The following is a 12,233-nucleotide window of genomic DNA, read 5'->3' as shown; positions in this document are numbered from 1 at the left end:
TTCCTCGGGCTATCTAGGGCGCAGGAGGCTGCCAGTAGAAGTGATCCTGACCCAGGGCAATGCCCCGGCCGGCCAGCCACTCATGCAGGGTTAGGGCTGCCTCGTCCTGATGGGGCAGTGCCTGCAGGGCATGCCAGAATGTGCCGAGCTCAAGCGGTACCGGCATCAGGTGAACCGGGTCTCCCTCCTTGCTCGTTTGCGCATACCAGGCAGGCCAGGCCAACTGGAGACGAGCCTCACAATCAGTCTGCAGCCGGGTGAGCTCCTGCTCGCGCTGGTTCAACTGCTCAAGCTGATCGGCGATCCGGCTCTCCAGATCCGCCGGCACATCGACCACGGTCTGCCAGAACACGGCCTGGGCATTGAGCTGGCGGCGCATCACCTGCAACTGCTCCAGTTCGTTAAGCCAAGCGCCGTAAAGTGGTTCAAGACGCTGAACCCACCAGCGGTGCAAGGGATAGAGCACCCAGTGCCATAGCAAGGGACGATCCGCCAGATTGATGCGATCCCCCAGCTGCTGCATCCAGTCACAACGCTCACTGCCTGCCAGACGCAAGATCTGTTGCAGCTCCTCACGCGAGACGGCCAGCGCGGCATCGAGACGGCGCTGAAACCAGATGGAGCCCAACAGGCTCTCCAGTCGGGTTCTTGGCAACAGTCGTTGCAACAGGGCCATCTGCTGCGAAGTGATCACGCCGGCATCCTGATAACGGAGCACGGACAGCTGGCCGACCAGACGATCCCGACTCAGGGTATCTGGCTGGACAACGGTAACCCGACGACCTGCAAACAGGCCCTGGTTAGGTGAATGGTGATCTTGCTGACTCATGCTATGCCTTGCTCATCTTGCTGCGGGCAATAATGGAATGATGTTTCGATATGCTGGCTATTCTATCCATTGCCTCGCTCCGCGGCTTATAAAAAACGTCAGATTATTTTAGTCCGGCGTTAATCTGTGCCGTGTCGGGCACGGCTTGGCGTACAGCCAAAACGACGACGATAACTCTGGGTAAAATAGGATTGGCTGGAGAAACCGGCCTCCATCGCAATATCGACGATGCTCATTTCACTATTGAGTAATAACTGATGAGCGAAAAGGATCCGCCTTTCACTGATCCAGGCGCGTGGAGAAACACCATATATCGAGCCAAACAGCTCCTTGAAAGTGGTCAATCCCATACCGAACTCTTTGGCGAATTCGCTGAGCTTCCACTCCATCAGATAGTGCTTTTCCATAAACTGTTGCAACCGCTCGACCTGGCGATTGCTCAGCTGGCGCAAAATAGACATCAGTTGAGGCCCCTGTTCGCCAAAAGCGAGCAGAAACAGCAACTCTTCGGTGCGTAATTGGGCCAGTGCGGGGGGATGTTCATGTTCGGTCAACCCGCGCAGTCCCTGAATACATTGGGTCAGCAAGGGGGATGAGTGAAACGGCAACAGCGTGGGGGCCATCCCCTCCAGCCGGGGGACTTCACTCAACAGTGAACCGAAACGTTGCAAGAAGCCTTGCAAAAAGGAGTTTGACAGAGGTAGCCAAAGCAGGCGGCAGGGGCCGTCACCGGTACAGACCGCGTAGTTGCCACGGCGCACGAACAGAAGTTCGTTGGGGGATAATTCATAGGTATCGGTACAGTCCTGCCACTTCATCGATCCTTCCAGGAGAATATAAATTCCCTCTTGCGGATGTTCGATAACGTTAAAAGCAGACATGCACCACTGGAGCAGAGCCATATCGCCCTTCTCTGTGGTAGTAATGCCCTTCATGTTTTATTTTCCTGAATCTGCGTGTAGTACCAGTAACACCTCCGGAAGCGGGTCGCTCTCGGGTGCTTTATTATTGCTGTTATTTTTATTTATTGTTTTGTAATCAAGTCATTCGCTGGTGAATTCAAAAATTAATCACCATTGAAATGAGGGGGGATCCTACAACAGTCACAAGCAGAAAAACCAGCCTAAAATTAGAGCTAACACACTATTTATCCATTGCGACGACTCATACTTAATGGTGTGCTTACAGCAAAAGATACTTCGTTACAAAAAGAAACCTTCAATCTTAACTGACAAATTAATAAATGATTGATTTGAGGCTTTTTATTTAAACACAATCATTACTGACATTGTGGATAACAAGCTTTTGGCTGCAATTGAATAACCATTTTTTTGTCATTAAAAATCTTAAAAACTTTCTGCTGACTCATAGCCTGTACCGCGGTGCCATCCATAAATCGCAAGCGGGCACGCAGATAGATCTCCCCTTCCGCCAGTTGCAGAGGGGTCAAACGCAGATCAAACAGCAATGGCAGCATGGTCACCTCATAACGGGTGGCTGCCACTTGCAACGGACGCCCCCCGATCACGCTGAGCACAGCCACCTCCACTGTCGCCGGACGTGGCAAGGCTTGCGGGAAATGCACCTCGCCCTTGAGTTGCTGTTGCGATGGCTTCAGCTCCGGGGTGGTGACACAACCGGCCAGCATGGCCGACAACATCAGTAGCAGCAGACCTCTCATAGCACCCGGATCCGCCGCTCACTCAGCGGTGTGTGTTCACCCTGCTGCAGTCGCTGCAGCGCCAGCTCCTGGACCTGATTGAGGGTAATGGAGCGTCGCAGCAGTGCCGACAGGGGAACCTGGCTCGCACTGGCTGACCGGGCACTCACGGTTCTGCCTGCAAATGCCCCCACCTTGCCCGCCTCTGCTCCATGCAGGGCCAGCGCACCTTGTGATTCCTGAATCTTCATGGTTATACCCGCACTCCCATCACCTGATCACTGCTGCCTGCCTCCCGCGTACCGGGTTGCAGCAACTCCTGCCAGAACTCGGCATGCTCCAGCATGCTGGCGAGACTCTCTTCAAGGTACGCCAGAGTCAACCGGCTTGCCGCCATCTGGCGATAGAGTTGCACCGTCAGACTCTCTTCATCGAAACCGAAGTGAAGATTGAACTGATACCAGTGACGATTGAAGCTGGCCAACTGACGGAAAATCCCCTCGCCCACCTGATGCAGCTCGGCCACGTCGGCCTGCAACACCAGCTGATCACGCTCCGGCACCAGGATCAGGCTGAGTTGCAACTGCTCGTCAAAGCAGAGCGCCGCAACCCCCTCCTGATTCAGAGCCAAGGATGGCAAACCATATTTGGTGGCAAATTCAGCGAGCAGTCGATTGATGATGACAGTTACATCCATGATTTCCTCCAGCAGAGAGGAAGGCATGTTAGCCTGCCACCGCCATGCAGGCTGTCACTCAAGGGCGGCACTTTTAAGAAAAATGGCCGGAAAACAAAAAGGCGCCCCAGTGGGCGCCTTGATTGCCATGACGTTTATGCAACGCCGAATGCCGCTTTCCAGGCCTGATTCTGGCTCTGGGAATACTGCTGCATCAGTTGCAGCAGATCTTTCATAAAGTTGGCATTGAAGGACATATTGTCCTCGGCCTTCTGCTTCTCGGTCTGACTGATGGTCGCCTCGACCTCGTCTTCCTTCGCATTGGCCTGGCTGTCACCCTGCGCCACCTGCACAGCAGAGTTGCTCATTTGCCCCACAGACTGGGTTACGGTGTTGAACACCTGACCACGCTGGGTATTGCGGTCAAATTTCTTGTCCAACAACTGCTTCGCGTTACTGTCTGCAACTTGATCCTGTTTCCAGACTTTGCCCACATCAGCACGGTCAACCTGTTGGCCCTGCTTGCTCAAGCTATCAATCTTGGCGTCAATCAAGGCCTCGCGACCGGCAATCTTGCCATCAAGGGATTGTTGCTGCTTGATAGCCTTGGCGCCCTTGCCCAGGCTGATCCCGCCCATAATGGCAGAGAACCCCGCCATCACGCCGGAGACCACCGCCATGACGATCATCAGCTTGGCGCCGTGGCGCATCTCGTCAACCTGTGCCTGCTGGCTACTGATGACCAGCTTGTTCTCGATATCCCGAACCTGTAATCCCTCTTCACGGGCCTGACGGGCCAGTTTGAACAGCAAGGACATCATATCCATCGCACTGTCCAGCTGCGCAACCATCTGGGTCACCCCTTTGGTATCGAAGGGGACGGAGGGGCGTGGCAGGGTAGGAACGCTTTTGTTCTCTGACCCTTGCGGGCGAGTCGAAACGGCGGCCTCATGGGCAGTGGTCGCACTGCGAACCTGCTGCGCCTCACCGGCCTGCACCTCGGTCAGCGGGGCGGTACGGGTCACACCATTTGCATAATCACTGTTAATCATGGTCGGTACTCCTTAGATAGCGGCAGGTCTGCGGGCCAGGTTGTTCATCATGTCGCCCTTGGCATTGATCATCTGGAAGATCATCTCCATGGTCTGCTGGAACGCTTCGAGCATCTGGGCTATCGCCTCCTTGAGCTTGTCGATAACCCCTTGCAACTCGGTCATCTCGCTCTTGCTCAAGGCAAGATCAGCCTGGGCATCGAGCGACTCGGACTCTTTCGCTGACTGGACCGTTTTGGCCACGCCACTGCTCACATCAATGAGGATATCGGCACCCTGGGTGGCCAGTTTGGCCACTTTCGCCACCTTGTCACTCACCTTCACCGCCTCAACGGTTGCTCTGGCACCAAATTTGGCGGCCATTTCACCCGCCTTGGCAACGATTTTGGCGGTAACATCCGCAACCTTGCCACCAATCTTGGCGCCCAGTTTGGCAATCGCACCGCCAATGGTCGCGCCGAAACTGACTGCGGCCGAAATCACTGCCAATGCAATCTCTATCCCCATCAGGGCTGGCCCCAGCTTCTCCATCACCTCCTTGGAGATAAGGCCATCAGCGGCAGCCTGCTGCACAGCCATGTTGACCACGCCAACGACGCCAGCTGCGATCATCAGGGCACCGGCGGCAGCACCAATCCCGGTTGCCACCATGATGGCACCGATCACCAGCGAGGCGATGGCACTGATCCAGCCAAAAATTTTGCCAAAGATACCGGCCTTCTTGGCCTCCTGGGCACTCTCTTCTGCCTCTTTGATCTTCGCCTGATTCTCGCCGATCTTCTTCTCGTTCAGCGTGCGAGCTTGCCGGATATCATCAAGCTTCAGCTTGGTCTGGGTCTTCTCCAGATCGCTGGTGAGCTTGCCCAGCTCAATCTCGAACGCTTCGGGCGAGGTAAAGGCTGCGACCAACCCGGTGGTGTGCGGCAGAATCAAGCCGGTGTTCTCTTTCACCGAAGCCACCAACTTGCCGATTTCACCAAGTTGCTGCGCACTGACCTGGCTATTGCTTACCGCCAGTGGTGGGTTCAGCGAGACCCCTGACTTGCGGGCCTGACCGGTGACTTGCACCGTGGCGGCATCGAGCCGTGTTTCACTGCGAGGTTGGGTTACGGGCGCCAGGCCCGCAACGTCACCTGTGTTTCCCAGCGGGGAAACCTGTCTTTCATTGCTGATCGGGTTCATCTTGCAGATCCCTTCTGATTGCGATGGCTTCCAACATGACCTTGGCGCTTGCCGCCAGGTCTGCCTGCCGGGGATCTGTGTCCGCCAGCAGTCGGGCCGAGTGGAAGCCACTCTCGGCCCCGTTCAAATCACCTTGTTGCAGCCGGCACTCGGCAGCATGAAACGGGAAACGGGGATCTTTCAGGTCGAGCATGGCGCCAAAGCTGTAGCTTTGAACCGCCGTTTCAAATTCCCCCATCGCCTGACGGCAGGCACCCAGCCCGAGGAAATAACGCGGCTCGTAGTGATCCAGCATGCAGAGGGCCTGGAAGATCTTGTGAGCATCCTCCCACTTGCCGGCCTGATACTGGCCAAAGGCCAGGGCATAGAGCTGCTCCAGGGTGTCGCCCGAGATATCCTGCAGCATGGCCAGGGTGCCACCGTCAGCCATAAAGGCTTCCAGCTCTGCTTCATATTCCGGGGTCAGGGTGGTGTCGGTCTGCATGATCTCTCCTCAAATTGCGCCAAGAATGTCGCGCATGATGCTGTCGTATTTCTGGATAAAGCGGTTGAGTGCCTCAATGGCAGCGTTGTAGCGCGAGCTGACGTCGTTGAGGCGGGTGGTCTTTTCACTGACCTGATCGTTGAGCGGGCGAGAACGGTCGCTCACACTGGTGGAGAAGTTACCAAGCTTGTTGTTGTCCTTGTCATAGCTGTAGCTGGCTTCGATATTTTTCATCGCGCCGCTCTTCTTCTCGCCACTTTCGAGAAAGATCTTGACCGATACACTCGCATCTCTTTCGAGTTTGACCAGTCTCTCTCTGGTTTGTGCAATTAAAACCCGATTACCGCTAACTTGAACTTCTGCTTCTTGGGGTGTTAAACCTTGCTTTCTCACAAAATGTTCTATTGCTTCGGCAAGCTCTGATTCTTGATTAGCAAGCTCTGCTCTTAGAGCTACAATCTCCGGCGACATGCGTGAAAGCAGCTTGTACTCGGCCCCTTCCATAAATTTGGCCTGAGACTGATAGCCATAGAGCTTGTAATCCAGCAGATTGAAATTGGTGTTGAAGGTCTGGCTGGATGCCGCAGAGAGCACCTTGTTGATCTCGGACTGGATCACCCCGTAGATCTTCAGCTCACCGGTCATCTCTGCCAGCTCGTCCCGCAGCCCTTTACGCTGGTTGTCCTGAAACGCCATCACCCCGGTAAAGGTCGTGATGAGATCGTCATCGATGCGATCCATGGTCAGCGCACTGAGGGAGAGCAGCATAAATTCAGGGACGGTCCAGTGGGTGACTGGCGGGGTTTGTTTTGCTCCCCGCTCGATCATTCCCTTGATGGCGGCAATGGCCGCATCTTGCCCCCCCCAGAACTGGCCCATCGCCCAACCCCCGTTGATCGAGGCGGGATCCGTCAGATAGGCAGCCAGCAACTTCTCCAGCTGCGCCTTGCTCAGCGCAGTCGATGAGTCAGCACTGATGGTGATCTTGCCCTTGAGCAGCTCGACCAGTTCGGTCAACTTGGGGTTTTTATGGCCCGGCAATGCGTCCAGCGCTTGCCCATCAAGCCAGCCGACGAATGCGCCTGGGTTGGTGTTGTAGTCAGGGATAGTGCTCATCACGACTCCTTAAATCATCAGTCCGCGCATCATGGTGGGACGGCGACTCTTGCGGCCCTCTCCCGGCTGTGCCGGCAGTAACGCCTGTCTGCGCTGGATCTCAGCCAGCAACTCCTGCTCGGCCACGGCCACTTGCTCGGTCGGCGCATCGAATAGCAGCTGACAGGTCTGATCCGAGAGGGCTAGGCCAGCCAGCATCTCTTGCAACAGAGCGTTGCGGTGATCGCTGTCGGCAATGGCCTGCTCTGCTTGCGAAATGGTCTCGCTATGGTCGGTAAAACGCGGTTGTTTCATCTTGGCTCCTATTCTATGAGGCCCCTTTGGACATGCCTGTCACGCAAGGCCGTGCTTTTGTCGTTTTCGCATATCCCGCAAGGAACAGACTCGCTCGGCGGCCAGCATGAACCAGCCGGGCTCGGGTTCACTGGCTCCCGTCCAGCACAGGTAGAAGCGGCCAAGCCGCTCACTACTCAGGCTGCTGCCACGAAAGACATCGACGTTGCCGTAGAGGTAATGGCCCGGCCCGAGCACTTTCAGAGTGGCTTCGGCCAGCAGATAGAGGGCGGCAAAGGGATTGGCCAGTCCGGCCCGCTCCCCCTCTCGGCGCACCAGCAGGATCCAGACCCGTCGGGTCGCAGGATCAAAGCGCCAGGCGAGATAAATTTGGCGATAGCAAAAACCGTGGCCGAGCTGGATGGGGGTTGCCCCCAGATGGTGAGGGGCCACCGCCACTCCCCTGGCTTGCAGCCAGGGGATCAGGGGGTCAGAGGTTAACGGCTCCCCCCTCACAGGCAGACCCTCCCGAGGGGCTGGATATTGATCTGCTGGGTCAGCTCCTGATAGGAGAGCACCGGCAGGGCGTGGTAATCCCCCTCGATGAGCTTGCGCACATAGCGGCGGATATCCATGGAGACGATGAGCACCGGCTTGTTCTGCATCTGGGCCAGATCACCGACGGTATGGCGCACCTGATCGAGGAAGCTCTGGGTAATGGTGGGATCGAGCGCCAGATAGCTGCCGGCGCTGGTCTGGCGAATGCCGCCGCGGATCTGCTCCTCCACCTGCTGATCGAGCAGATAGGCGGGCAAGATGTTGTTGCCGTTGGCGTACTTGTAGCAGATATAGCGCTTGAGGCTGCTGCGGATGTACTCGGTGAGCTGCACCACATCCTTCTCTTTCTGGCCCCACTCCACCATCGCTTCCAGGATGGCGCGCATGTTGCGGATGGAGATATCCTCCCCCACCAGCCGCTGCAAAATTTCGGTCATTCGCTGTAGCGGGATGATGCGTTGCGCCTCCTTAACCAGCTCGCCATAGCTCCCCTCCATCTGCTCCAGCAGGTAGCGGGTCTCCTGAATGCCGATAAAGTCCTCGGCATATTCCCGCAGCACATGGGATAGATGCCAGGTCACCACCTGATCGGTGGTGAGGCTGGCCAGCCGTGACTTCTCCAGCCGATCCTGATGTTCATTAGCGACCCACAAGGTCGGTTGTCCGGGCAGCAACGGCGCCCCCTCTTCGTAGGGGATCCCCAGCAGATCGAGCTGGGAGGCGCTCTCCTGCACCAGCTGATGGCCCGGGCGCAGCAGACCGCGGGCGACCGGCACCTCCTGCAGCTGGATCAGGTATTCGCCGGGCCCCATCCCCTCGTTGAAACGCAGGTGAATACCCGGGAAGGGCACTCCGAGATCAAGATAGAGGGCGCGGCGCACCCGCACCAGTTCGTCGTTGAGGGCAATCGCCTCCAGCTCGGCCTGCAAAGCGGCATCCACATCGATCAGGAGCGGCACCGTCATGGCGAACTCCTCCTTCTCCCCCAGCTTGCCCCGCGGCTTGCTGCCCGGTTTTGGCTTGCTGCGGGCGGCGGGGGCCCCGGCCCCCTGCGCCAGTACGGCTGGAAGATCCTGATTGTTGCTGCTCTGCGCCTTGCGCTGACGCAAGCCGATAAAGTAACCGCCCGCCGTGACGATGGCCGCCAGCGCAAAGAAGGTGATCATCGGGAAGCCCGGGATCAATCCAAACAGCACCAGCAGCAGACCACCTATCAGCAGCGCCTTGGGCTGGGCCACCACCTGGGCGCCGATATCGGTACCCAGATCGGAGGACTCTTCGGAGGAGACCCGGGTCACGATAATGCCCGCGGTGATGGCGATCAGCAGCGCCGGCACCTGGGAGACCATGCCATCACCCACCGTCAGGATGGAGTAGAGCTGCAGCGCATCGGCGGCGGATAACCCCTTCTGGGTCACCCCGATGGTGACGCCACCGAGGATGTTGACGAAAATGATGATGAGGCCCGCGATGGCGTCCCCTTTCACGAACTTCATGGCGCCATCCATGGAGCCGAACATCTGGCTCTCCTTCTCGATGACCCCGCGGCGATCCCGCGCCTCGTGCACGTCGATCACCCCGGCGCGCATGTCACCGTCGATACTCATCTGCTTGCCCGGCATGGCATCGAGGGAGAATCGGGCACTCACCTCGGCGACCCGCTCCGAGCCCTTGGTGATCACCAGAAACTGGACGATGGTGATGATGAGGAAGATGACGATCCCCACCACCAGATTGCCCCCCACCACGAAGTTACCGAAGGTGTAGACGATTTGCCCCGCATCGGCCTGCAGCAGGATCATCCGGGTGGTGCTCACCGACAAGGCAAGCCGGAACAGGGTGGTGATCAGCAGCACCGCCGGAAAGGCGGAGAACTGCAGCGGTGAATTGATATAAACTGCCATCATCAGCAGTACCACCGAGATGGTCATGTTGATGGCAATCAGGATATCGAGGGCCACCGGCGGCAGCGGCAAGACCATCATAAAGACGATGGCCAGCAGCAGGATCGCCAGCATGATGTCCTTGCGCTCGCCTATCCGGCGCAGCAGCTCAAGGGAGCGTTGATTCATTCTGCTCTTCCAGTTCGAGGTATTGTTGATAGGCAACACGGGCTTCATCCAGCCGCCCTGCCAACTGGCAAGCCCGGCTGCGGCAGAGCCAGAGCGGGCCGTCGGCCTCCCCTTGCTGCATCAGCTGATCGACATGGGCCAGCGCCGCCTCCCCCTCCCCCTGTTTGAGCAGGGCCACCAGCAGGGTCCGTCGCCCTCCCTGATGGTCGGGGTGGATCTGCAGCAGGGCTGCCAGCAGGACACACGCCTTGTCAGGGTGGCCATATTGCAGTTGCAGCCAGCCGGTGAGCAGCAGCGCATCCTGCTGCTGTGACGTAAGCACCATGGTCATACCTTGTGCAGCAGATGAAGGGTCATCTGCATCAGTTGTTCATCGGCGTGCATCTGTTCGAGCAGCGCAGCGGCCGCTCGCAACTCGGGGCTCTGCCCTTCTGCCAGCACGCTGCGCAGACCCTGCATCGCCTGATTGAAATCAACCGGCCGCAACAAATCGTGAAAGCCGCGATCCGGGGTGGCGAAATCGAGCAGCGCCCGATCCGCCAGCCGCTCAGGGTAGAGGCGGTTGATATGGGGTTCGATGGACTGGCCATCGGGTAACAGGGCATAACGCCCCGGCAGGCTTCGCTCCTGATCGTCAAGAGAGATGGCGCTAAGCTGCTCGATACCGATATGCGCGGCAGTGATCCGGCTCATGACGCCAGCACCTCTCGCTGCAGCCGGGTCAAGGTGGTCACGGCCTGATGGAGCTGGGGCAGAGTCACGGCCCGCTCATCGAGAGTGACGAAGAGGATCAGCTGATCCTCACCCAGCCAGCCGCTGCGCACCGGCAGTGCCGGGCCTTGCGCCGCGGCGGTCAAGGTCATGGCACGGCGGATCGCCTCGCCACTCTGATGCCAGGGCACGGCGCGGGCCAACCAGAGGGTCAGTTGCCCCTGATGGCGCTCCAGTTGCAGAGTGCCGCTCTGCTCCAGTTCAAGCTGGATCAGCGAATGGGGGTTATCCCCTATGGTGATGCCCAGATCCTGGCAAAACTGCACCAGCAGGGGTTCAATCCAGTTCATGACGACTCTCCAGACAACTCATCCTCTTCCCGCTCGATGGCGTTATCGAGCGCCCCCTGACAGCACTGCAACAGGTTCTGGCGCTGCTCCTCCTCACTGAACAGCTCCACCGGCAGCAGGCGGATCAGTCGCTTGAGCTCTTGATAGAGCAGCACCTGCTGGCGACAATCTGACAGCTCAAGAGCCACACCGACCTGCTCCACATCCCGCACGCTGGCCCAGCGTTTCTCCACCAGGGCGATCAGATCGCCCATCAGATCAGAAGGCCCGTATGCCATGGGCCGAGCCCTCCTTCACCCGTTGCCACAGCTCGTCCACTTGCGCCGAGAGAGTGTTGAGCAGCCGCAGCTTGTGCATGTCGCTCATCACCCGTTCCAGCTTGACCGGATCGAGCCAGCGCTGCTGGCTGTCGAGATCGGCGCTCAGGGCCTTCATCATGAAGCCGGTCACCTTCTCCAGCGCACCATTGCCAAAGCGGCTGTGAATATCGCGCCAGGCGGCAGAAAGGGCACGGTAGTCCTGCACCGCATCGCGATAGAGATCCCGTAGATCCTGCTCGGCACCCACACCCGCTTTGGCCGCTTCGGCCGCGGGGCCGGTAATGCGCGCCCCCAGCACGATGGCACTGCCCTGCTCGTCCGCCAGCTTGGCCAGCGCCTGCTCCACCAGCGCCAGGGTGCCCTGCATCTCCGGTCGTCCGGCGAGGGCCTTGCGCGCCTGACAGAGCGCCTCGAACTGCTCGCTCACCTCCCCCGAATAGCTCTCGAGGTAGGCCAGCAGCTGGGAGAGATTGGCCAGCCGACCGCTGCCGAGGTGGCTCACCATCTCCTTGATCTTCTGCTGGCGTTCGAGCTCCGGCACTTTGTCGAGGTAATCCCCCACCAGCGCCTCGATCTCGCTGATGCGGGCATGGCTGTCACTCAGCTTGCGCTTGGCGAGCGAAAGCTCAGCGCGCTCGGAAAAGACAAAGGTGAGCTCTTCGGCGGCATCGGCCAGCGACTGGGCGGCACTGGCCAGCACGACCCGCTCCCCCTGAAATTGCCCACCCTGCAGGGGAGCCTGACGGGATGCGACCTCTGCTCCGCGCAGCTCGGGCTGGGCGGCAGGGGCATAGGGGTTGCTCTGGATAATGGCCATGGAAACTCCCGTGACGAATGGATTGACGAGGATGGCATTATAAAAATCGCCCTCGCCTCCCTATGCCAAAATCGGCCGTGAATTTTTAGCCCGCCCCCAACGGTTTTCTAAAAAGTCCCGACTCGCGCTGAAA

17 protein-coding genes are annotated in these 12,233 nt (G+C 58.4%); all 17 read right to left on the bottom strand.

Going from position 1 to position 12,233, the window contains the following annotated elements; genetic code table 11:
• Nucleotides 1-13: 13 nt before the first annotated feature.
• Entirely contained in the window at nt 14-829 is an 816-nt protein-coding gene (gene exsD / locus ACTG2O_RS10855) for a type III secretion system negative regulator ExsD (RefSeq protein ID WP_040065237.1), read from the bottom strand.
• Between the two features lie 119 nt (nt 830-948).
• The gene (locus tag ACTG2O_RS10850) at nt 949-1,764 is read right to left on the bottom strand and encodes a helix-turn-helix transcriptional regulator (RefSeq protein WP_019446814.1); all 816 of its coding nucleotides are present in this window, start codon (nt 1,762-1,764) and stop codon (nt 949-951) included.
• Between the two features lie 344 nt (nt 1,765-2,108).
• Nucleotides 2,109-2,510, bottom strand: a complete 402-nt coding sequence (locus ACTG2O_RS10845) for a YscW family type III secretion system pilotin (RefSeq protein WP_439975726.1) — start codon at nt 2,508-2,510, stop codon at nt 2,109-2,111.
• The gene (locus ACTG2O_RS10840; RefSeq protein ID WP_005334547.1) at nt 2,507-2,740 is read right to left on the bottom strand and encodes a T3SS regulon translocated regulator ExsE family protein; all 234 of its coding nucleotides are present in this window, start codon (nt 2,738-2,740) and stop codon (nt 2,507-2,509) included. The genes ACTG2O_RS10845 and ACTG2O_RS10840 overlap by 4 nt, the downstream gene beginning before the upstream one ends.
• A 2-nt stretch (nt 2,741-2,742) precedes the next feature.
• Nucleotides 2,743-3,186 (bottom strand): type III secretion system chaperone, encoded by a 444-nt coding sequence (locus tag ACTG2O_RS10835; protein ID WP_021229946.1) that lies wholly within the window; start codon nt 3,184-3,186, stop codon nt 2,743-2,745.
• A 134-nt stretch (nt 3,187-3,320) separates the two neighbouring features.
• Complete coding sequence (gene aopD, locus ACTG2O_RS10830) at nt 3,321-4,217, bottom strand: type III secretion system translocon subunit AopD (protein WP_439975725.1); 897 nt, start codon at nt 4,215-4,217, stop codon at nt 3,321-3,323.
• A gap of 12 nt (nt 4,218-4,229) precedes the next feature.
• Nucleotides 4,230-5,399: a type III secretion system translocon subunit AopB gene (gene aopB, locus ACTG2O_RS10825; RefSeq protein WP_439975724.1), complete on the bottom strand. Its 1,170-nt coding sequence runs from the start codon at nt 5,397-5,399 to the stop codon at nt 4,230-4,232.
• The gene (gene acrH, locus ACTG2O_RS10820; protein ID WP_042054069.1) at nt 5,380-5,883 is read right to left on the bottom strand and encodes a SycD/LcrH family type III secretion system chaperone AcrH; all 504 of its coding nucleotides are present in this window, start codon (nt 5,881-5,883) and stop codon (nt 5,380-5,382) included. The genes aopB and acrH overlap by 20 nt, the downstream gene beginning before the upstream one ends.
• 9 nt (nt 5,884-5,892) lie before the next feature.
• Nucleotides 5,893-6,999, bottom strand: coding sequence for a virulence-associated V antigen (locus ACTG2O_RS10815; protein WP_439975723.1), 1,107 nt, complete (start codon nt 6,997-6,999; stop codon nt 5,893-5,895).
• Between the two features lie 9 nt (nt 7,000-7,008).
• Nucleotides 7,009-7,293, bottom strand: coding sequence for an LcrG family type III secretion system chaperone AcrG (gene acrG / locus ACTG2O_RS10810; RefSeq protein ID WP_439975722.1), 285 nt, complete (start codon nt 7,291-7,293; stop codon nt 7,009-7,011).
• Nucleotides 7,294-7,332: 39 nt separating this feature from the next.
• Entirely contained in the window at nt 7,333-7,788 is a 456-nt protein-coding gene (locus ACTG2O_RS10805) for an LcrR family type III secretion system chaperone (RefSeq protein WP_439975721.1), read from the bottom strand.
• On the bottom strand, nt 7,785-9,950 hold the full coding sequence (gene ascV, locus ACTG2O_RS10800; RefSeq protein ID WP_439975720.1) for a SctV family type III secretion system export apparatus subunit AscV: 2,166 nt from the start codon (nt 9,948-9,950) through the stop codon (nt 7,785-7,787). Before ascV ends, ACTG2O_RS10805 begins: the two co-directional genes overlap by 4 nt.
• Complete coding sequence (gene ascY / locus ACTG2O_RS10795; protein WP_439975719.1) at nt 9,883-10,233, bottom strand: type III secretion system chaperone AscY; 351 nt, start codon at nt 10,231-10,233, stop codon at nt 9,883-9,885. The genes ascV and ascY overlap by 68 nt, the downstream gene beginning before the upstream one ends.
• Nucleotides 10,230-10,595: a type III secretion system protein AscX gene (gene ascX / locus ACTG2O_RS10790; protein WP_373885097.1), complete on the bottom strand. Its 366-nt coding sequence runs from the start codon at nt 10,593-10,595 to the stop codon at nt 10,230-10,232. Before ascX ends, ascY begins: the two co-directional genes overlap by 4 nt.
• A complete protein-coding gene (acr2, locus tag ACTG2O_RS10785; protein WP_021229940.1) occupies nt 10,592-10,963 on the bottom strand; it encodes a SycN family type III secretion system chaperone Acr2 in 372 nt (123 codons plus the stop codon). Before acr2 ends, ascX begins: the two co-directional genes overlap by 4 nt.
• Nucleotides 10,960-11,241 (bottom strand): type III secretion system gatekeeper subunit Acr1, encoded by a 282-nt coding sequence (gene acr1, locus ACTG2O_RS10780; protein ID WP_005334576.1) that lies wholly within the window; start codon nt 11,239-11,241, stop codon nt 10,960-10,962. The genes acr2 and acr1 overlap by 4 nt, the downstream gene beginning before the upstream one ends.
• Nucleotides 11,222-12,100 carry a SctW family type III secretion system gatekeeper subunit AopN gene (gene aopN / locus ACTG2O_RS10775; RefSeq protein WP_042054058.1) on the bottom strand — a complete coding sequence of 293 codons (879 nt, stop codon included), beginning with the start codon at nt 12,098-12,100 and terminating at the stop codon, nt 11,222-11,224. Before aopN ends, acr1 begins: the two co-directional genes overlap by 20 nt.
• Nucleotides 12,101-12,233 lie beyond the last annotated feature (133 nt).

The organism is Aeromonas sp. 61P (assembly GCF_051919545.1).
GTDB classification, from domain to species: Bacteria; Pseudomonadota; Gammaproteobacteria; order Enterobacterales; family Aeromonadaceae; genus Aeromonas; species Aeromonas veronii.
This window is presented reverse-complemented; position numbering and strand designations above follow the sequence as displayed.